This window comes from Flavobacterium sp. KH_001, assembly GCF_057840745.1.
Genome location: NZ_CM174520.1, coordinates 2542035 through 2563935 on the forward strand (window position 1 = coordinate 2542035; position 21901 = coordinate 2563935).

A 21901-nucleotide genomic window follows, 5' to 3' on the forward strand; every position below is an offset into this window, starting at 1 on the left:
TCTATCGTTTCTTTGCCTTGTAATGATGAAGAACCTGGTTTGGAATTATCCATTTGCCGGGATTGTGAGAACTAATGTAGAACGATAAAATGATGAGGTATGTTTACAAACATTTCATGGGGTAATTACATGGTTGTAGTTATTCTGCTATTGGCAAGCTGGTATTTATTTGTTGGATTTCGATTTTATTTTGATGACCTCAAAGAAGTCATATCAGGAAAGCGGAAACTTCAATTCCGTGGATTTGAAAATCCAAATTACCAAGATATTGAACCCGAATTAAAAGATCAGGATTCTCCTGAACTGATTTCAAACCAAACTTCCTTCGGAGAGTTTGACACCACCTTTCAGGACGTTGATACTTTGGTGGCCAGATTAAAAAGTTTTATAACAGATGCAGCAAAGAAAAAATTAGTCAAAAAAGAATTTACCTATTATCTGCAGCTTCTCCTAAGAGAATTCCCCTCAGTGAAAAATTCCCCTTTTAATTCTTCGATAAGTGAACTGATAGTCTCAGAATGTGAGAAACTCGAATCAATTACTTTAACCCAGAAGGAAGCAGAAGCCCTTTGGGAATAAACTCTAAAACAATTTAACGGAGGAATCGCCCCTGTCCATCCCGGCGCAGTATGGCATATGTAACAGGAAAGTGGAACTGCGACAGCGGCTACACCTCCGTTTTTTATCTGAATTTTTAAACTTTAAAAATAATGAGTGATGAAAAAATGGAACAGGAATTTTAAAAAGTTTATTGAGCAAAGAACAAATAGTATCTGTATGCTTCTGGTACAAATCCTTTTTGTGATCAGTTATGAAACATATGCCCAGGATGGTCTGGCAGGAATCAATGAAGCCAACCAACAAGTACGAAGTTATTTTGATGCAGGAACGGAACTGATGTATGCCGTAGGAGCACTATTGGGACTCATCGGTGCTGTGAAAGTATATCAAAAATGGAACGCAGGTGATCCTGATACCGGAAAAGTAGCTGCAGCTTGGTTTGGAAGCTGTGTTTTTCTGGTAGTAGTGGCTACTGTAATCAAATCCTTCTTTGGGATTTAAAACAAATCGTTATGGAAGATTTACTCAAAGAAAAGTTATGGTTTTACATTATCCATAACAATCCAGATTTGATGTTTACACTACAGGAAGATTATAGTGTATTGGATTATCTCAATGAGAAAATAAGTAGTGTAAAATCCATATTGGACGATATGTTATCTGATGGTACACCTAAATATATCATCGAAGAAATCTGTCTCAATGTACTTACCGAAGATCTGAAACCTTCCCGGTTTTTATATATCCGCTCCCTTCTTTCGGATGAGTTTGAGAAAACCTATACTGCTTTTCAGGAATCAGGTATCCTGACCTATGAGGTAATCAACCTTATGGAAAACTGCAGGCCCGTTTTTGAAACCATTGGTTTTACTAAAGAAAATGAAGAAGACCCCACTTTAAGAAATGCCCTTATTGGTCAGATTACTGACTATCTGAATTGAGCTATTTATAGCAATGTGTAGTATGAAAAGGAGTAATTATGGCTTACAATCTATCCCAAAAACTAAGTGCCAATATCAAGGCGATTACCATTGCAATGCAATGGCAGCAAGGTGATGCTTTATCGGCAGAAGCAGTTGACGCGCTTAAGGCATATGCCGGCTTCGGAGGTATCAAGGCTGTGTTATACCCACATGGTACTATTGAAGACTGGACAAAATCGGGTGCTACAAAAGAAGATTTGAAGCTGCATCCTGAAATGACACGACTGCACACAATACTTCAGAAACACTATTCTGAAAAAGATTATAATTCAGTTGTTTCTTCACTTCGCAATAGTGTCCTTACTGCATTTTATACGCCGGAAATTGTACCTAAAACTTTGTACACTGCTTTGGAAGAACAAGGTATTAACCCTAAAAGATTATACGAGCCATCAGCAGGATCAGGCATTTTTATCACCGAAGCAGACAATGCATTTTCAAATTTGGAACAAATTACTGCTGTGGAAAAAGACCAATTAAGCGGACTGGTGCTTTCAGCATTAAACAGTACACTTTCAACCCAAAATAGGACACATGTAATAGGACTGGAAGAAGCTCCAACAAATGATAACGGCAGTTATGATCTTGTGGTCAGCAATATTCCTTTTGGTAATTTTTCAGTTTACGACGAGGACTATCCTGACAAAGCCATTTCAGGGAAAATTCACAATTACTTCTTTGCAAAAGGACTGGACAAACTCGCTGATGGCGGTCTTATGGCTTATATTACAACAGACGGTTTTTTAAACAGTCCTTCCAATCAGAGCGCACGAGAATATCTTTTTCAAAATGCAGATTTTGTGAGTGTAGCAGTTATGCCTGATAACCTGATGAAGGAGACCGGAAATACCGATGCTCCTAATCATTTGCTTATTGTTCAGAAAAACGAGCATAAACAAACGCTGTCTGATAATGAAAATGAGCTGCTTCAAACCGTTGAACTCGCAAATGAATTTGGAAAGTACAGTATTAATAAATATCTGCATAATAGAGAAGAGCTCATCATTGGGAATGAAATACAAGCCGGTAAAAACCAATACGGACAGGCGCATCAAAGTGTGAGACAAAACGGTGATATTAATTCTATTGGAAACCACCTTGGAGAAAATATTGCCAAAGGATTAAAAGAAAACTTTAACCTTGAACGCTTTGAGCAGGCTCAAAAAACGGCGATCGTTCAGCCCGCTGAAGCAATCGGACAAAAATTCACTTATTTGCCCATGCCGGAGAGTAAAGCAAGTGGTATTTCAGTCCAGCTTGGCTTGTTTGATACTGTGCCTGCAGAGAATATCAACCGTGCTATGGATTACATCAACGAGCTTGATGAAACTGTAGTGGATAAAAAAACAGCACGAATACTCAGTACCATACGCACAAATGATAATCCCTCACATGAAAATGTGTTGCTTATCACTGCTAAACAAATTAAGACCAATCGATACCTGTATAAATTATATTCCAATGTAAAAGAAATCGATGGCTTTTCAGCCAATTGGATGAATGGCGGATTACTGCCGCATGAGTTATTGGCTTTATCCAATACCCTTCAATACTATAATCACAAGTATATTTATGAAGGAGATAAAACCCTTGAACCTGCTTTTAACCTTGAAAAAAGACTTTATGAAGAAGTTACTTCATTGAAATCTTTTTACACAGAAGGTACTCTTGTTAGAGTTGGAGAATCCGTTGGAATTATCAGTGATATCAATGAGCAGCACAAACAAGCCTTTTTCCAACCATTAGTATCACAAGGCAATCTGAAATTCTATGATTCCTATATTGCTATTCGGGATCATTATGTGGAATTGTTTGAGAAAGAGCAATCAGATAAAGCTGGCAGTGAAGAGATTCGGAAAAATCTAGATGAGCAGTATACCAAATTTGTTTCTCACTATGGTATTTTGAACAGCGCTGAGAATCGCAGGTTAATCATGCAGGATTCCGCTTTTGGTTTCACCATTCTTTCTTCATTGGAACGCAAAGAAGGCGAACGTTATGTGAAGTCGGATATTTTAATAGAATCTGTAGTAAAACAGCAAGAGCGCTATTATACAGATGATCCTGTTGAGGCGCTGGCCCGAAGTCTGAATGAAAAAGGAGCTGTTGACTTAGGATTTATAACTGCTGCAACAGGACTTGAACAAAACGAGGTTATAGAACGTCTGAACCATCATATCTATTTGAATCCTACAGATCAGAATTGGGAAACTTCAGACCTCTATTTAAGCGGCAATGTTGTAGAAAAGTTACAACAGGCTAAACAGGCTGTGCAGCTATACCCTGAAAACACACAATACTACAAAGGATTGCAGGCACTTGAAAAAGTACAGCCGGAGCGTATCCCTTTTGAATTACTCGATTTCAATCTGGGCGAGCGATGGATTCCCAACCGATACTATGAAAGTTTTGCCGGAAAATTATTTGACCAGCCAACTGAAATTAATTATTTCCCATCACTGGATACCTTTAAAGTAAGTACAGGACATAATACCAAAATAGACAGAGAATTTTCGGTGACTCCCAAAAGCGGCAGAACCACTTATGGTTACACGATATTGGAACATGCCCTCGAAAATACGGCTCCCTTTTTTACCTATGAAATTGAGGGCACTGGTGGCAAACCCATCCGACTGCCCGATAATGAAGCCATACAGCTTGCCCATCAAAAAATTGAAAACATCCGTAATGGCTTTATTGAGTGGCTGCAGGAATTGCCAATAAGCGATAAAAATGAACTGGAGAGTCTCTATAACAATACGTTCAATTGTTACGTATTGCGCGAATATGATGGAAATCATCTGAGCTTTCCGGGCTTGGATAAAAAAGCCCTGGAGATTGATGACTTGTACAGCTCTCAAAAAAATGCGGCATGGCGTATTATTCAGAACCGTGGTGCATTAATCGATCATGAGGTTGGGCTTGGAAAAACATTAACCATGATTGTGGCTGCCAATGAAATGAAACGATTAGGAATTATTCATAAGCCTGCAATACTGGCATTGAATGCCAATGTAAATCAAATTGCAGCAACCTATCGCAAGGCTTATCCCAATGCACGAATATTAGCACCTGGTGAAAATGATTTTACTCCGGCCAAAAGAATGAGACTCTTCCATGAGATTAAAAATAACAATTGGGACTGTATCATTTTAACCCACGATCAGTTTGGTAAAATTCCGCAGTCACCCGAAATACAAAAAGAGATCTTACAAAATGAGCTGGATAATATAGAACGGGACCTTGATACGGCCAGAGATTTGGGAGGCGATATCTCCAAGAAAATATTAAAGGGTCTTGAAATACGAAAAAATAATCTGGACGGCAGACTAAAAACACTGCTGAAAGATATAGAAGATAAAAAGGACAGCGGTATCAACTTTAAAGAAATGGGTATCGATCATTTGTTTGTAGATGAATCTCACAAATTCAAAAACCTGACTTTCACTACCCGTCATGACCGTGTTGCCGGAATTGGAAATATGCAGGGAAGCCAAAAGGCGCTTAATATGTTATTTGCGGTACGCACGCTTCAGGGAAAATTCGATTCGGATCTGTGTGTAACTTTTCTTTCCGGTACTCCAATATCCAATAGTCTTACCGAAATGTACCTTCTTTTCAAATACCTGCGACCTAAAGAAATGGAACGCCAGCATATTGAAAACTTTGATGGATGGGCAGCTGTTTTTGCCAGAAAAACAACTGATTTTGAGTTTTCTGTCACTAATGAAATTATTGCCAAGGAGCGTTTTCGCCATTTTATTAAAGTTCCGGAACTGGCACTGTTTTATAATGAGATAACCGATTACAAAACAGCCAAACATATTGATCTGGACAAACCTGAAATTGAAGAGCGACTTATCAATGTCAGCCCGACACCGGAACAAACCGAGTTCATTACCCAGCTCATGCAGTTTGCCAAAACAGGTAATGCGACACTTATCGGCAGGGCGCCTCTTACCTCGCAGGAAGACAAAGGCAGGATGCTTATAGCTACTAATTACGCTAAAAAAATGGCTGCCGATATGAGGCTGATAAATGAAAGATATGATGATCATCCGAATAATAAGGTCAATACATGCGCCAGAAATCTGGTTGAAATTTATCAGGCTTCCATCGAGCATAAAGGCACCCAGATTGTTTTTTCGGATATCGGGACACCCAAGCCGGATGCCTTTAATATGTATGATGCACTTAAAGAAAAATTGGTAAGGGATTTTAATATCCCTGCTCATGAGATTACCTATATACACGACTGGACCGATAAGAAGAAACCGGAGTTGTTTTCTAAAATGAATACAGGTGAGATACGTATTCTTCTGGGCAGTACAGAAAAAGCAGGTACCGGGCTTAATGTGCAAAAGCGTGTTGTGGCGATGCATCATATGGATATTCCCTGGAGACCATCAGATCTGGGACAACGCAATGGCCGAGGCAGCAGACAAGGTAATGAAGTCGCCAAACAGCATTATGGTAATAAAGTAAAGAACTTCATCTATGCCACAGAGCAATCCCTGGACAATTACAAATTCAACCTTTTGAAGAACAAACAGACTTTTATCAGTCAGATGAAAAACTGTGAACTTAATGTGAGGACTATTGATGAGGGAGCCATGGACGAGCAAAGTGGAATGAACTTTTCAGAATATATCGCAGTATTATCAGGTGATACTTCATTACTGGAAAAATCAAAATTGGAGAAAAAAGTAACGGTAATGGAAAGCCTTAAAAAAGCACATTACAAGGAAATTTCCAGAACTAAATATCAGGTTGAATACCTAATGGAGGAAAAAGGAATCACCACTAAAACACTGGACAAACTAACTTCTGATCACAGTTTTTACAAAAACAATCTGAAGTATGAACCTGATGGTTCCAAAGCAAATCCTATAGAGTTGTATGACTGCAAGACAGCAGATCCAGAAAGTATCGGCAAAGAAATTATCCTGCTCTATAAAAACTGGAAACCTCCAGAAGGAGAAAACCAGGCCAAACAAATTGGGAAGTTATATGATTTTGGACTCTATATAAAAAGAGAACGTGAAGCCTATCAAAATGATGGTTTGTACCAGTACCGTTACTCCAACAGCTTTTATGCACAACGTTTTGAAGATGGTATTAAATATACTTCCAATGGAGGAACTCCAAATGTGGACAATCCAAAATTGGCAGCCCGCCATTTTCTAAATGCCATTGATAAGGTGGAACATCTCAGGTCTAAATACCAAAAGTCCCTGAATGATATTGAAAATCAACTGCCGGAATTACAACAATTAACCACAAGAGTATTTAGTCAGGAAGATGAGCTTCAAAAAATGAAAAGCGATCTCTCTAGTCTGGAAAGGGAAATAGCCCTGAAAATTCAGGAGAACCAATTGAAAGAAGCCAATCCGCAAGAGGCTAGTCTCAGTAATGAAACAAAACTATCGGATACAACTCCGGTAATTCAACTGCCAGTAAAAAGCAGTGAAGAATCACAGGGTTTCAAAGCGGCAGAAAGCAATAGTGATAAATGGCAGGAGCGCTCTTTTTCAGAAATGAGACGCAGCAGCAGGATGAAATTTTAAAATAAAGACCATGTCAAACAGTGTGTATCAAATCAACAAAGGAATTAACCAGAGCATCGAGTTTAAAGGGTTAAAAGCGCAGTATATCTGGTATTTGGGTGGTGGTGTCATTGTGCTTATGATACTGTTTGCCATTATGTACATAGCCGGCTTACCCTCTTTAATCTGTATCGGAATTATTGGTGTTTCAGGAACATTGTGGGTTTTGAAAATATATAAAATGAGCCACCAATACGGTCAATATGGAATGATGAAAGCTTTAGCGAAACAACAGATTCCTAAAGCTGTGAAATCGCAAAGCAGAAAAATTTTTATGATGACCAAATAGAATTTGCTCAGCATTAGCTGAGAGGTAAAAAAAAGGATGATGGAAAAGATGATAGATGATATTTTACCAATTATGGATGTGCAGCACGATTGCATCCTGTCCAAACAAGGAGATGTGACAGTAGTGTTTAAAGCAGAACTGCCCGAGATATTTACCCTGTCGGATCAGGAATACGAAGCATTTCATCAGGCGTGGCTTAAAGCGATAAAACTGCTTCCGAAATTTAGCGTATTCCATAAGCAGGACTGGTTTATAGACAGCAAGTTTGAACCCGATTTCAAAAGCGAAGATTCGAGTTTTCTTACCCGAAGCAGTGAACGCTTTTTTAATGAACGTCCCTTTCTGGATCATTCCTGTTACATTTTTTTAACCAAAAAACCGGCAGGCAGAAAAACATCCAGTTCCCTGTTTTCAAATTTACTTAGAAGTTCAATAGTTCCCGAAGAAACATTAAAAGCACAGCTACGTCAGGAATTTATTGACAGTACCGGACAATTCAGACGCATACTGGAAGACAGTGGTTTTGTCAAATTGACCCGCCTTGGTAATGATGAACTTAAAAGCCATAGCAGAAAGATCGGTATTATTGAACAATATTGTTTTTTGTCTGAAAAACAAAACTCATTTATTTTTAAAGATATCTCTTTTGATGATGGTCTTCAGGTAGGAGACAAACATTGCCAGATTTATACGTTGGGGGATGCCGCTGATCTGCCTGCCTTATGTGGTTCGAGAATTAATTATGACCGCTATTCCACAGATAAGACCAAATTCAGTATCGGATTTGCTTCGACTCTGGGGCAATTACTTTCCTGTAACCACATTTATAATCAATATATTTTCATAGAGGATTTCCAGAAAACGTTGCAAAAACTTGAAAGTAAAAGACTGCGACTGCAATCCTTATCAGCCTACAGTAGGGAGAACCTGATTGCGCGAGATGCTACAAATGATTTTCTTAACGAGGCTATCAGCCAGCAGCGACTGCCTGTAAAAGCACATTTTAATGTGCTGATCTGGACAGATAATAAAGAAGAGCTCAAAGACCTGAAGAATAAAGTTTCTTCAGCACTGGCTCAGATGGATGCAGCTGCTAAACAAGAAACAGTGGGTGGCGCACAAATATTTTGGGCAGGAATTCCCGGGAATTCCGCAGATTTCCCAATGAATGACACCTTTGATACGTTTGCGGAACAAGCTGCCTGTTTTCTGAATCTGGAAACAGGTTACCGCTCTTCACTGAGTCCAACTGGAATTCGATTAGGAGATCGATTGACTGGAAAACCGGTTCATGTAGACATTAGCGACGAACCAGTAAAAATGGGGATTTGTACCAATCGGAATAAGTTCATACTAGGGCCTTCAGGAAGCGGTAAATCATTTTTTACCAACCATATGGTTAGAAGTTACTATGAGCAAGGAACCCACGTTGTACTTGTTGATGTTGGACACAGCTACAAAGGGCTTTGTGATATGGTAAAGGGCTACTACTTTACCTACGATGAAAAGAACCCTATTAGGTTTAATCCCTTTTATATCAGCGAAGGTGATTCTCTGGATACCGAGAAAAAAGAAAGTATTAAAACACTCTTATTGGCACTCTGGAAAAAAGACAATGAAACTTTCAATCGAAGTGAATATGTAGCACTGTCCAATGCACTGCAATTGTACTATGAAAAGTTAGATAGCAATTCCGATTTATTTCCCTGTTTTGACAGTTTTTATGAATTTCTGAAAAACGAGTTTGTTACCATATTGGAAGGCGATAAGGTAAAAGAAAAAGATTTTGATGTGAATAATTTTCTTTATGTGCTTCGTCCTTATTACAAGGGAGGCGAATTTGATTACCTGCTCAACGCTACCGAAAATCTTGATCTGTTAAAAGAACGATTTATTGTTTTTGAACTTGATAATATCAAAGACCATCCAATACTTTTTCCGGTGGTAACGATCATCATCATGGAAGTGTTTATCAGTAAGATGCGCAAGCTGAAAGGTATTCGAAAAATGATCCTTATTGAAGAAGCCTGGAAGGCAATTGCCAAAGAAGGGATGGCAGATTACATACGGTATTTATTCAAGACTGTTCGTAAATTCTTTGGGGAAGCCATTGTAGTGACTCAGGAAGTAGAAGATATTATATCCTCTCCGGTCGTTAAACAGGCTATTATCAATAACAGTGACTGCAAAATACTACTGGACCAAAGTAAGTATCAAAATAAGTTCGAACAGATTCAGGAACTGCTTGGGCTTACCGAAAAAGAAAAGGCACTCGTACTATCGGTAAACAAAGCCAATGATCCTGATAAGAAATACAAAGAAGTGTTTATCTCCCTTGGAGGTATGCAGTCTAAAGTATACCGCACCGAGGTATCCCTTGAGGAGTATTATGCCTACACAACTGAAGAAACTGAAAAAGTAAAAGTACAGGCGTATGCTAAGAAATTTGATGGAGACATCAGAAAAGGCATTGCGGCACTTGCTAATGACTTAAGAGCATAAAAAATATAAAAACTAAACAACAATACTTATGAAAACAAAAAAGAAAATCATGATTTGCCTGTTGTGCTTTTTACTGATCAGCACTCCGGCAAGACCGGCAACGGTTGTAGCAATACCGATTTTAGAAATTGTAAAAGCGGTTGCCAAAAAGGTAATTAAGGCTATTGACCTAAGGATCCAAAAACTGCAGAACAAAACGATCTGGCTGCAGAATGCGCAGAAAAAAATAGAAAATATCCTCTCCAAACTAAAGTTGGATGAGATTTCCGATTGGACCCAGAAACAAAAAGAACTCTATAAGAATTATTACGAAGAACTGGCAAAAGTTAAATCCATTATTACCTATTACCAGCGTATCAAAGATATCAGTGAAAAGCAGGTTCGTTTGGTAGATGAATACGAAAGAGCATGGAACCTGTTTCAAAAAGATGCTCATTTTAATTCCAGCGAACTCGATTATATGCAAAGTGTGTATTCTGGAATACTCGATGAAAGCCTGAAAAACATCGATCAGATTTTCCTTGTATTGGATTCTTTTACCACACAGATGAGTGATGCCAAAAGACTGGAGATTATAAATGCTGCTGCAGATCAGATTGATGCTAATTATGATGACCTGACGCTCTTCAACAGACAGAATATACTACTGAGCCTTCAAAGAGCCAAAACAGAGCATGATGTCAAATCCGTTAAACAATTTTACGGAATTCCGTAAACAAGTAATAAAATCATGAAAAAGATATTTTTAGTAGTGCTTTTTACTGCACTGACCACAGGGAATCTTCATGCACAGGCAAAACAGCAAAGGATGCTTTTAGAGCAAATAGCAGCCCTGCAAGTCTATATCGGATATGCTCAAAAAGGCTATTCGGCAGTCAAAAAAGGACTCAATACCATAGGAGATTTCAAACGTGGAGAATTTAATCTTCATACCGATTACCTGAATTCTCTTAAGACAGTCAATCCCAAAATAAAAAAGTATGCCAAGGTAACGGAAATTATAGGGCTCCAGACAAAAATCATGAAAAGCTACAAAAGCTTATATCAGCAAATCCGGCAGGATGATTTGTTTCATGGAAATGAAGTCGATTATATCAGAAGGGTCTTTGAAAGGTTAATCAAAAATTGTGATACCAATCTGGATGAGCTTCTAACAATCGTTACGGACGGAAAGTTAGAGATGAAAGATGACGAGCGAATGAAACGCATTGATATGATTTACCAGAATATGCTGGATAACTATACTTTCTCTGAGAGCTTCAGTAATGAAACTAAAATCCTGGCTGTGTCAAAAGCAACCGAATTGAAAGAAGCAAAAAACAGCCGTGTCGTAAACGGTATTAATACTGATTTGCCATGAAAAAATTATTGATTATAGGAATTGTGTTTATCGGACTCATATTTCCATCCCAGATAACCGCTCAAAAACAGGAAATCCAGCAATTGATTTTGAACATAGAGAAATTGGCCCAGTTCAAACAGATTTTAAAGGATATGAAAAAGGGCTATAAAATACTAAGTGGAGGCTATAATACTGTAAAAGATTTGTCTGAAGGAAATTTCAACCTTCATGAAACATTTCTTGATGCGCTCATGCAGGTTAGCCCCACAGTTAAGAATTACAGGCGTATTGGTGACATTGTGAATTATCAGGTGCTGCTGGTAAAAGAATACAAGTCCGCTTTTAGCCGCTTTAGGGACAGTAAAAATTTTAATGCTGAAGAAATTGCCTATTTCGAAAGGGTGTACGATAATCTGTTTAAACAAAGTCTTAGAAATCTTGATGAACTCACATCGGTGATTACTGCTAATAAAATGCGAATGTCAGATGATGAAAGGCTGGCATCTATTGACAAAATATATGCAGATATGCAGGACAAACTTTTGTTCCTGAGAAACTTCAACAATAATACAACTGTACTGGCTTTACAGCGTGCAAAAGAGCGCAATGATACCCGCGCAATGCGCAGTATTTATAAGTTAAACAACTAAATATCCAGTGTTATGATAAAGATAAATAAGCAAATAATAATTGTTCTTCCTGCAATGATATTGCCATTTACGATCCAGGCACAAGGAATTGCAGACGACATGAACGGCCTGCATAGTGTACTGGAACAACTGTATGATGAAATGATGCCTTTATGCAGTAACCTTATTGGCGTCGGACAAGGACTTGCCGGTTTTGCAGCTATGTGGTATATCGCCTCAAGAGTTTGGAGACATATTGCCAGTGCTGAACCTATAGATTTTTATCCACTATTTCGTCCGTTTGTTATCGGATTTTGCATTATGATTTTTCCCTCTGTCCTCTATATGATTAATGGTGTCATGAAACCTACTGTTACAGCAACTGCTGCAATGGTGGAAGGATCGAATAAAGCGATTGAAAGACTGCTTAAAGAAAAGGAAGAAGCACTCAAAGAAACAGATCCCTGGAAAATGTATGTGGGTTCAACAGGAAGCGGCGATCAGGATAAATGGTACCGATACACACATGATGATGCAGATCCTAGTGGGCAGGGAATGCTGGATGGTATTGGAAATGACATCAAATTTGCCATGAGCAAAGCTTCTTATAATTTCCGAAATTCAGTAAAAGAATGGATGAGCGAGGTACTGCGTGTATTATTTGAAGCGGCTTCCCTGTGCATCGACACACTTCGGACTTTTCAATTGGTAGTACTTTCTATTTTAGGTCCAATCGTTTTTGGCATTTCGGTCTTCGATGGTTTTCAACACACCCTTACCGTCTGGCTGGCACGTTACATCAATATCTATCTGTGGCTTCCCGTGGCTAACATATTTGGAAGCATCATCGGAAAAATTCAGGAAAATATGCTCAAAATCGATATTGCGCAAGCAGGAGAATATGGAGATACTTTCTTTAGCAGAACTGATGTTGCCTATTTGGTCTTTATGATTATTGGGATTATAGGCTATTTCACTGTCCCTTCTGTTGCTAATTACATTGTTCATGCCGGAGGTGGCGGTGCACTCGGACAAAAAGTAACCAGTATGTTTAGTAATTCAACAACTTCCCTTGTCAATACTACATCTCAAGGAACTACAATGGTAGCGGATGCTATGGGGAATGCTGCCGGGCGTATGTACCAAAGCATGTCAGATTCCGGTAATTCTGCGCCTTACTTCAAGGACAAGGACAATTATATGGCTGACAAATTAAAAGGTAAATCTTAACCCTAAATTCAAAGTTTATGTTTAGCAAAATGAAAAATATTGACACTGCCTTTCGACATATTCGCGGATTTACCATGCTGGTCATTATAGGGTGTATTTTAATTAGCTGCTTTGCGCTTTATAAGAGTTTCTCGCTGGTATCTCAAATGCAAAACAAGGTTTATATACTGGCTAATGGAAAAGCACTGGAAGCCTATGCTTCGGATCGAAAGGACAACATTCCTGTCGAGGCTAGAGATCATGTAAAAACCTTCCATAAGCTGTTTTTTACACTTGACCCTGATGATAAAGTCATTAAAAGCAATGTAACAAAGGCTCTTTATTTGGCGGATGAGAGTGCAAAACGGGTCTATGATGATTTAAAGGAAAACGGTTACTATTCCGGTATTATATCAGGGAACGTCAGCCAGACGATACAGATTGACAGTGTGACTATTGACCTTAACAACTATCCGTATGGATTCCGATGTTATGCTACTCAAAATATCATTCGTACCACCAGTATTGCGCATCGAAACCTTATTACGGAAGGCAACCTTCGCAATGTATCGAGAAGTGACAACAATCCGCATGGCTTTTTAATCGAGCGATGGAATACTATTGAGAATCGGGACATAAGTACTGAAAATAGAAAATAATAAAGCTGTACATCATGAAACTCTTTTTTAAACGAAATAGCAAAAAAAGCGATGTTCTTGCAACTGCTAAAAATAATCTATGGCAAAAGTTTGACCAGGCTAATCTGCGATTGCAGTATAAATGCGCCAATTGGCTGGAACGCAAAACAGCTCATTTTACACGTCTTAACTGGATTGTGATTCTGTTGTGTTTTACAGTATTTACAACTGGCTGCAGTATATACCTGATTGTTAATAGTTTTTCAGGTAAAAATAGAAATATAACAGTAACCCCAATTACCAAACCAACCAATCTGGTACCCACAAAAGAAAAGCCTCCCCAACTCAATACAATTATTAGCGAAACTGAATTTGAAAAAATCACAAGTTTTCGTAGGTATATGGATAGTTTGGGGCGCAGTCCGACAGGGAAAAAAACGCATGACAGCATTGTATTAAATCGTCCCGGACTTCTGGACAGTTTAACAATAATAGAAAATTATTATTACTCACATCTTAAAAATTAACATCATGGAACAAAACACAAAATCATTAAAGGCCTTAAAGCATCGTAAGATGCTCTTGGTACTGCCAATATTGGCTTTGCCGTTTCTAACTGCCATATTTTGGGCATTGGGAGGTGGAAAAATGGATGCTGCCAACCAGGCAGCACCACAGCAAAAAGGTTTTAATCTAAAACTTCCCAATGCGAACCTGAAAGAAGGACTTCCGCTAGATAAAATGAATTATTACGATCTGGCTGCTCTTGATTCAGCAAAGCTTGATGAACTTATCAAAAAAGATCCCAACTATTTAAGCCAATCCTTTCAGATTGATTCCACTGAAGACAGCAGTGCTGTTATTCAGAGAAAAGAGCGACATGGTTTAAATAAATCCGTTTATCGCGATCCAAATGAAGAAAAAGTACATCAAAAATTGGAAGCTTTGCAAAAAGCAATCAATATACCAGTAGCAGTTCCAGAGCAAAACAGAGATTATACTAAAATTGTAACATCAAATGAAACCTTGCTGCATTCCAATGATGTGGACAGGCTCGAACAAATGATGCAATCCATGAGTGATGGGCAGGAAAGTCAGGATCCTGAACTACAACAGCTCGGTGGAATGTTGGAGAGTATTTTGGATATCCAACATCCAAACAGGGTACAGGAAAAATTGAAAAAAGCGTCCGAGGCTCAGCGTGGACAAATCTTTACTATTTCCACCAAGGAGTATGAAGATCCTGTTTCTTCCCTACAAAGCAAAACAATGAACAGTTCTGAGTACAAACAGAATGGTTTTTACTCTTTAGACGAACTAGAAAATGATGATTCAATGCAGAATGCTGTAGAAGCCATTATTCATGAAACACAAACAATTGTAAATGGCTCGACAGTTAAATTCCGACTCATGAATGACATATTTATAAATGGCATTAAAATTCCAAAAGATAATTTTCTGTTTGGAACAGCTTCCTTAAAAGGAGAACGATTAACAATCAACATTAGTAGTATCAGATACAACAACTCCCTATTCCCCGTGAACTTGTCAGTTTATGATATGGATGGACTTGTCGGTATATACATTCCGGGAGCGATTAATCGTGATGTAGCAAAAGCCTCGGCTGATCGATCCATGCAAACTTTAGGAGTAGCAACACTAGATGATTCCTGGGGAGCTCAGGCAGCGGGAGCGGGAATTGAAGCTGCTAAAAGTCTGCTAAGCAAAAAAGTAAAACTGGTTAAAGTAGTGGTAAAAGCAGGTTATAAGGTACTGCTGCATGATGAAAAACAGAAACAAAAAGATTCCAATTAAAAACTAAAAATGATAGAGATGAAAAATTTTAAACTATTGGTGATGGGGCATCTATTATTTATGACCATCGGTGTATTGGCACAGCAAACAGGTAAAAACCGTTTATATAAAACGGAATCGGACTCCTTAATGATAGCCTATTCAAAAACGACCAATCTTGTATTTCCTTTTGCCATAAAAAGTGTCGACAAAGGAAGTCCTGATATATTGGTGCAAAAAGCTAAAGGTCTTGAAAATATACTTCAGGTTAAGGCGGCCCAAAAAGGATTTTTTCAGACCAATCTTACGGTTGTCACAGCTGATGGTAAACTCTATTCATTTGTGCTGGACTATAATGAAGAGTTTCCACAGCTGAATTTTACTCTTAATAAAACTAAGCCTGATGGGCAGGAAATTTATTTTTCAGATGAAATTATTAATGATCAGGATATTGAGAAATATTCAAAGTTAGCCTTATACGACAAAAAAAAGCTGCGAGGTCAAAAGGAAAGTAAATATGATATTGACTTTAGGCTCAATGGAATTTTTATTCGTGACGAAGTAATGTATTACAGGATAAAGATAACCAACAATTCTAAAATCAATTATGAGATCGACCAGCTTCGTTTTTTTATTCGCGACACTAAAAAAATAAAACGTACTGCTTCACAGGAAATCGAAATTAAACCAATTTATATCCTAAATGATGTTGATAAAATTCAAGCAGAAGCAGAAAACATCTTTGTGTTTGCGCTGCCAAAATTTACAATTCCGGAAAAAAAATATTTAGTCATACAGCTCATGGAGAAAAATGGCGGCAGACATTTAGAAGAACATGTCAAGAATACAAAACTGGTACAGGTGACTGTACTTCCCAAACTATAAACTATTTAATAATTAAAAAATTGAAATAATGAACGAGAAAAATTTTGAATACTTACGCGACCAGTTAAAGTACACTGGTTTTGGAGATGCATTAGAATCTGAATTAAAAGAAAAAATGCAGAAAGAAGAACCTAATTTCACTTTGACGCATAATACGCAATATGGTAATGATACTGCTGCAGCTACATTAAATTTCAATAAGTCGAAAGAAAGCGATATGTATTTCTTTAATTCTTATAAAGTGGAATTGCAAAAAGAGAATTCCAAAGAAAATTTGGAGCAAACCTTTTATATCAATAAAGGCAGCAACATCACCATGAAAGAGGCTTACAATCTTATGGAAGGCAGATCAGTAAATAAAGATCTTACCAATAAGGAAGGAGAAATTTACAATTCTTGGGTTCAAATCGATTTTAAGCAATCCGAAACTAATGGAAACTTTAAGCTAAACCATTACCATCAAAATTACGGTTATGATTTAGAAGCAGCACTCTCCAAACATCCAATTAAAGAATTGGAAACCCCAAAATACAAAGAAGACTTGATAAATTCTTTGAAAAAGGGAAACCTTCAATCCGCTACTTTCCAAAAAGAAGGTAATGAAATCAAGCAGTATATTGAAGCCAGCCCACAATTCAAAACAATTAATGTATATGACAGCAATTTGCAGCGCATTGATAATCGTAAGTCTAAAGAAGAAAAGCAATCCGAAACGCAGCAAACTTCGGAAAAACAGGGCAGTAAAAAGCAAAACCAAACAGCCGATGATGATGGACCAGAAGTGCCAAAGGAAGCTAAGAAGAAAAAGAAAAGTCAATCCATGTAATCAGTAATGATGAACGAACAACTTCCCATAAACAGAGTAGAGATGGAATTGAACCAGTGGCGCTCCAGGGAAGAGCGTTTTAGTAAACTGTTTAATTTTAGTCTTTCCAATAATAGATCACTGATCAAAGAAAAGCTGCATCACTACGAGCGAATTGGAACAAAGTATAAGGGCAGCAAAAATATTGAGGAACGTTTTGCTTTGCAGATGCTCAAGCAGGAAAAGGACAAGATTCTAAAACAACTTTATCCTAATTTATTGGTAAGACTCATTCGTAAACTAGTTGTCGCACCGCTTATAGATCAAATTGCAGTGCGTAAGGATGTAAAAGAAGAGCAGAAGAATAACCAAGCGCTGTGCGATCAAGTGCAGCGTATTGGTTTTATAGATTTATCAAATCAAATTGATCAACAAATCAAGCAAGGTCATCAGCAATTTACTATTCCGGTTTCCTATTACGTCAACGAAAAAGAACGACTGGATCATGAGTTGTCCTTTGTTAAAGACCAAAGTGGACAGTACCGATTTGAGGGTTATAAAGCTAGTCTGTATAATGAGTTAAAACCTGAAGAAAACAGGAATCAGTACTTCAAAGTTGAGCAAGAAAATTCTGTTGACACAACACAGGCTTATAATTTATTGGCAGGGCGAGCGGTTCAAAAGGAAAAAACTTGGATACAATTAGATCTTAACGACAAAGATGCTAGTGGTAATCATAGAATCAAAGAATTTCATTCCGGGTATGGTTACGATCTTGAAAAAGCCGTACAAAAACTTCCTTTAAAGGAATTATCAAATAAAACTCAAGCCGATAAATTAAAGGATGATTTAAAACAAGGAAATCGGCTGCCTGTAACCTTGATTAAAAATGGAAATGAAAATCGGTTTTATATTGAAGCCAATCCTCAATTTAAATCGGTAAATATTTATGACGAGCACTCAAGAAAAATTACGCTATCAACGGCATTGGGGAATAAAACAATGGAAACAGTAAAACAGCAGCAAAGGACAAATGAGAGTCAACAGGTGAATCATTCCACAAGAAATGGTATGCGTGTAAGCTGATAATCTAGGAAATAATGAAAACATTAAAACCATTATCTGATTTCTTTAAGGCAATAGAAAAAGATTACCGTATTAGTATCACTCATATTGGTATATATGCGGCATTGCTTCAATTTAGGACGGAAAAGGGTTTTATTAATCCTATTGAGGTCTATAGGTATGAAATTATGAAGTTAGCGAAGATAACCGGGCCTGTAACATACCATAAATGCATGCGTGAACTAAATGAGTATGGTTATATAAGTTATCTTCCAAAACGCAATAGAAACCAAAGGAGTACGATTTATTTCAATTCTTAGTGACATTGATATACAAGTAAAATTGCAAAAAAAGTTTATGTTATGAAGAAGTTTGCTTTTGAAGAACTTCCCGATGCGGTTTCAAAATTGTATGGGAGGATGCAAGAAATAGAAAGGTTTTTAGAAAAAAATAAACCTAACCTTAGTAAAAGGAATTCGTCACTTAATGCCTTAGCACAAGAGAAGTGCAGTTCTAATTTCAACAAGAGCGATTTGGCACAACTTTTTTATATTCTTATGGATGAGAAAATTTTATTTTTTGATGACCTTAATCAGAAGTGTAATAGAAGCAAAATTCAGCTTTTTATAGAAAATAATTTTACATATATAGGAGATTCAGGGCTTCAAACAAACATAGATACTATAAGTAAACAGTTTTCGGAGTCAAAAGGATTTACCTATAAAGACAAGCAAATAAGATTTCTTGAGAATATTATTGTTATACTTGAAAAACGGAGAGAAAAATTAATTTGCTGGTAATCTGTATCACTTAAAATGCAATACTAAAAATTAACTATTATGTCTAAAGAAGATAACAAAACTAAAATGTCCTATATAGTAGCAATCAAACAATTGCTAGATCCTTTATATGCCAGACTAGAAAAAATAGATTCAAAAATAAAAGGAAACAATACAAAAGACAGTTTACGATATTATAGAAATGAAGATTTAAAGAAAATATTTGGACTCTCAAATAATACAATCATTAAATACCGTCAAACGGGTATACTTCCTTATACTAAATTAGGTGATATTTATTTGTATGAATCAAGCAAAATAGAAAAAATACTTAGCGAAAACGAACCGTGATTATTATTGATTGTACTTCTACAAGTAAGATAAGATTCTATTTCAATACAAAGGCAAAAGGATTCAATTGTGAATTCTTTTGCCTTTTTAATAGTAGTCTAGTCAGTGTTTAACTAGCTAATTGTTCAAGTATACTTTTGTTTTAATTTTGACATATCTTCCATGATATTCATATCCAGTACCTTAGCATAATGCTGGGTTTGTTTAATATTAGTATGTCCCATCATTGCTGAAACATTCTCTATTCTTATTCCATTACCTAAAGTCACGGTTGTTGCAAAAGTATGTCTCGCTACATACCAAGTGAGGTGTTTATCGATACCGCACAAATCAGCGATTTCCTTTAGATAAGCATTCATTTTTTGATTAGATAACTTTGGGATCAGTCCAATTTGCATGTTCCTGTATTTATTAATAATCGCCAAGGTGGGAGGAAGGATAGGGACATTTGCCCTAATTGCTGTTTTTGCCCTATTGGTCATAATCCAAAGATTATCATTTCCATCCGAAGATATATTATTGGATGTAAGATTAGCGGCATCTACAGGTGCATATCCTGTATAACAGCTAAACAAAAAGACATCTTTAACCTTTTCGAGACGTTTAACTGAAAATTTCTTGTTTTCAATTAAATTTAATTCTTCCTGAGTAAGAAATGTAGCATCTGTGACATGCAGCTTACCATCATATACATTAAAAGGGTCTTTGTCTATTATTCCCATTCTGATACTGTATTTACATGCTGTTTTGTACATTCGCATGTATTTGACTACCGAGTTATTTTGAATGCCTGTTTTGCCTTTAAAGCTGCTGTCATATTTAAGAAATGACTCAAGATTATAAACATAGGCACTATTCACTTCAGGCAAAGAAATATCTTGTATTCCATACTGCTTTGTCATAAATGTGACAAGCAAATCTTTTGCACGTTCATATTTCTGGTAGGAAGCCTTTGATCGCTCTCCGGCGTCGACCTTTCTTTTAAAGAACTCATTATGCCTGTTCATAATTTCGATTATGCTTACACAATCTTCCTTTACGGCTTTTTCTCCTTTAAATTCATCTTTGAGTAATTGCAATGAAAAATCCTGATCGATTTTAAGAAGTTCATTGAACTTCTTCTCCATACCAAGAAGAAAAAGATCCAGGGCATTCTTAATAACCTTTTCTTTTTCAAGTTTTAGAATACTTCTTAGGTTGTCAGTAAATTGCCATCTTTCTTTTAAGATCGATTTACCCGCCGCCATCGTTATGGATTGCTTCTTGTACGAAATGCGGGCATAAATTGGAGATTCTCCACTTTTGTTGAATTTACCTGCTTTGAGATAAAAAATTACTTTTAACATAACTCACAATTTTAAATTAATAATCAAATTGATTTAAAATCGCTGAAAGTTTGTAGTGTTTTCAGGGAATTCCCGGGCAATTCACTTTTTTTAGTGACCCTTTTTTTGCTTTTTTTTTGCAAAAAAAATAGGGGTCACTCATAGGGTCACCGTACTTTGATAATATATGTGTTTTTTGACAAGTGACAAAAAACGAAAAAGCCTTTAAATACTTGTATTTAAAGGCTTTTGACTTTTAAAGTTTCATTTGAAACTTCTACTGGCGGAGAAAGAGGGATTCGAACCCCCGGACCTGTTACAGTCAACAGTTTTCAAGACTGCCGCATTCGACCGCTCTGCCATTTCTCCAGTATGTTGCGATCATTTGCTGATTGCGAGTGCAAATATAAGGGGTTTTTTGGATTGTAAAAATTTTTTTGGAACTATTTTACAAAGAAAATAATATAGTAAAAAAAAGAAACCCTTAACAAAAGTTAAGGGTTTCAAATTAAGCGGAGAAAGAGGGATTCGAACCCCCGGACCTGTTACAGTCAACAGTTTTCAAGACTGCCGCATTCGACCGCTCTGCCATTTCTCCAGTATGTCGCTATCATTTGCTGATTGCGAGTGCAAATATAGTGCGCTTTTCCGATTATAAAAACTTTTTCATTGATTTTTTCAACTTAATTTTCAAGTATCTAATAATCAGTATTTACTAAAAGGATATTTTTGTGTTAAATAATATAATTAATCCAAAATCGGCATTGGTTTCTTGTTTTCATCGACTGCAACAAACGAAAAAGTTCCTGAAACTACGGTTTCGCGAAGCTCTGAATACATTTGTTCCATGAAAATGTCAACGTGAATTTTGCAACTTGTTCTTCCAACGCTAATTACTTTTGCAACTAATTCGATTAAAGTTCCAGCCGGAATTGCTTTTTTAAAATCAATTTGGCCAGTAGAAATGGTTACCACTTTCTTTCGGCTGAATCTTGTAGCGCAAATAAAAGCAACTTCATCCATCAAATGAAGCGCAGTTCCTCCAAATAAAGTGTCATAATGATTTGTTGTGCTCGGAAAAACCGCCTTGAATATATGAGTCTCAGATTTTGCAATTCTCTCTTCTAATGTATCCATA

The 21901-nt window shown here is 37.0% G+C and carries 21 protein-coding genes and 2 tRNA genes; 19 read left to right on the forward strand and 4 right to left on the reverse strand.

Features of this window, described 5'->3' with window-relative positions:
* Positions 1-99 precede the first annotated feature (99 nt).
* From AC3ITQ_RS10930 to AC3ITQ_RS11020, 19 genes are all read left to right on the forward strand, one after another.
* Positions 100-579: a hypothetical protein gene (locus AC3ITQ_RS10930; RefSeq protein ID WP_489238717.1), complete on the forward strand. Its 480-nt coding sequence runs from the start codon at positions 100-102 to the stop codon at positions 577-579.
* A 138-nt stretch (positions 580-717) separates the two neighbouring features.
* A complete protein-coding gene (locus AC3ITQ_RS10935; RefSeq protein WP_489238718.1) occupies positions 718-1062 on the forward strand; it encodes a DUF4134 domain-containing protein in 345 nt (114 codons plus the stop codon).
* Between the two features lie 11 nt (positions 1063-1073).
* A complete protein-coding gene (locus AC3ITQ_RS10940; protein ID WP_489238720.1) occupies positions 1074-1502 on the forward strand; it encodes a hypothetical protein in 429 nt (142 codons plus the stop codon).
* Between the two features lie 38 nt (positions 1503-1540).
* Positions 1541-7111, forward strand: a complete 5571-nt coding sequence (locus tag AC3ITQ_RS10945) for an Eco57I restriction-modification methylase domain-containing protein (protein ID WP_489238722.1) — start codon at positions 1541-1543, stop codon at positions 7109-7111.
* A 10-nt stretch (positions 7112-7121) separates the two neighbouring features.
* On the forward strand, positions 7122-7439 hold the full coding sequence (locus tag AC3ITQ_RS10950) for a DUF4133 domain-containing protein (protein ID WP_489238724.1): 318 nt from the start codon (positions 7122-7124) through the stop codon (positions 7437-7439).
* A 39-nt stretch (positions 7440-7478) separates the two neighbouring features.
* Positions 7479-9941, forward strand: coding sequence for a TraG family conjugative transposon ATPase (locus AC3ITQ_RS10955; protein ID WP_489238726.1), 2463 nt, complete (start codon positions 7479-7481; stop codon positions 9939-9941).
* 28 nt (positions 9942-9969) lie between these two features.
* Positions 9970-10656 (forward strand): conjugal transfer protein TraI, encoded by a 687-nt coding sequence (locus tag AC3ITQ_RS10960; protein ID WP_489238728.1) that lies wholly within the window; start codon positions 9970-9972, stop codon positions 10654-10656.
* Positions 10657-10671: 15 nt separating this feature from the next.
* Positions 10672-11301 (forward strand): hypothetical protein, encoded by a 630-nt coding sequence (locus AC3ITQ_RS10965; RefSeq protein ID WP_489238729.1) that lies wholly within the window; start codon positions 10672-10674, stop codon positions 11299-11301.
* Positions 11298-11933, forward strand: a complete 636-nt coding sequence (locus AC3ITQ_RS10970) for a TerB family tellurite resistance protein (protein WP_489238730.1) — start codon at positions 11298-11300, stop codon at positions 11931-11933. Before AC3ITQ_RS10965 ends, AC3ITQ_RS10970 begins: the two co-directional genes overlap by 4 nt.
* 12 nt (positions 11934-11945) lie before the next feature.
* The gene (gene traJ, locus AC3ITQ_RS10975) at positions 11946-13142 is read left to right on the forward strand and encodes a conjugative transposon protein TraJ (RefSeq protein WP_489238732.1); all 1197 of its coding nucleotides are present in this window, start codon (positions 11946-11948) and stop codon (positions 13140-13142) included.
* A 17-nt stretch (positions 13143-13159) separates the two neighbouring features.
* Positions 13160-13780, forward strand: coding sequence for a conjugative transposon protein TraK (gene traK / locus AC3ITQ_RS10980; RefSeq protein ID WP_489238734.1), 621 nt, complete (start codon positions 13160-13162; stop codon positions 13778-13780).
* A 14-nt stretch (positions 13781-13794) separates the two neighbouring features.
* Positions 13795-14286 (forward strand): hypothetical protein, encoded by a 492-nt coding sequence (locus AC3ITQ_RS10985; RefSeq protein WP_489238735.1) that lies wholly within the window; start codon positions 13795-13797, stop codon positions 14284-14286.
* A gap of 4 nt (positions 14287-14290) precedes the next feature.
* Positions 14291-15574: a conjugative transposon protein TraM gene (traM, locus tag AC3ITQ_RS10990; RefSeq protein WP_489238736.1), complete on the forward strand. Its 1284-nt coding sequence runs from the start codon at positions 14291-14293 to the stop codon at positions 15572-15574.
* A gap of 18 nt (positions 15575-15592) precedes the next feature.
* Positions 15593-16438: a conjugative transposon protein TraN gene (gene traN, locus AC3ITQ_RS10995; RefSeq protein WP_489238737.1), complete on the forward strand. Its 846-nt coding sequence runs from the start codon at positions 15593-15595 to the stop codon at positions 16436-16438.
* Between the two features lie 28 nt (positions 16439-16466).
* A complete protein-coding gene (locus AC3ITQ_RS11000; protein WP_489238739.1) occupies positions 16467-17264 on the forward strand; it encodes a hypothetical protein in 798 nt (265 codons plus the stop codon).
* A gap of 6 nt (positions 17265-17270) precedes the next feature.
* Positions 17271-18329, forward strand: a complete 1059-nt coding sequence (locus AC3ITQ_RS11005) for a hypothetical protein (protein WP_489238741.1) — start codon at positions 17271-17273, stop codon at positions 18327-18329.
* 14 nt (positions 18330-18343) lie between these two features.
* On the forward strand, positions 18344-18628 hold the full coding sequence (locus tag AC3ITQ_RS11010; RefSeq protein ID WP_489238742.1) for a hypothetical protein: 285 nt from the start codon (positions 18344-18346) through the stop codon (positions 18626-18628).
* A gap of 42 nt (positions 18629-18670) precedes the next feature.
* Positions 18671-19108, forward strand: a complete 438-nt coding sequence (locus AC3ITQ_RS11015) for a hypothetical protein (protein WP_110306818.1) — start codon at positions 18671-18673, stop codon at positions 19106-19108.
* Positions 19109-19147: 39 nt separating this feature from the next.
* A complete protein-coding gene (locus AC3ITQ_RS11020; RefSeq protein ID WP_065450762.1) occupies positions 19148-19438 on the forward strand; it encodes a helix-turn-helix domain-containing protein in 291 nt (96 codons plus the stop codon).
* Between the two features lie 125 nt (positions 19439-19563).
* Here the strand turns inward: AC3ITQ_RS11020 and AC3ITQ_RS11025 are convergent, their stop codons facing one another.
* From AC3ITQ_RS11025 to AC3ITQ_RS11040, 4 genes are all read right to left on the reverse strand, one after another.
* Positions 19564-20784 (reverse strand): site-specific integrase, encoded by a 1221-nt coding sequence (locus tag AC3ITQ_RS11025; RefSeq protein ID WP_489238745.1) that lies wholly within the window; start codon positions 20782-20784, stop codon positions 19564-19566.
* A 260-nt stretch (positions 20785-21044) separates the two neighbouring features.
* A tRNA-Ser gene (locus AC3ITQ_RS11030) sits at positions 21045-21132 on the reverse strand.
* Positions 21133-21276: 144 nt separating this feature from the next.
* Positions 21277-21361: transfer RNA gene (locus AC3ITQ_RS11035), tRNA-Ser, on the reverse strand.
* 149 nt (positions 21362-21510) lie between these two features.
* Entirely contained in the window at positions 21511-21900 is a 390-nt protein-coding gene (locus AC3ITQ_RS11040; RefSeq protein WP_489238747.1) for an acyl-CoA thioesterase, read from the reverse strand.
* Position 21901 lies beyond the last annotated feature (1 nt).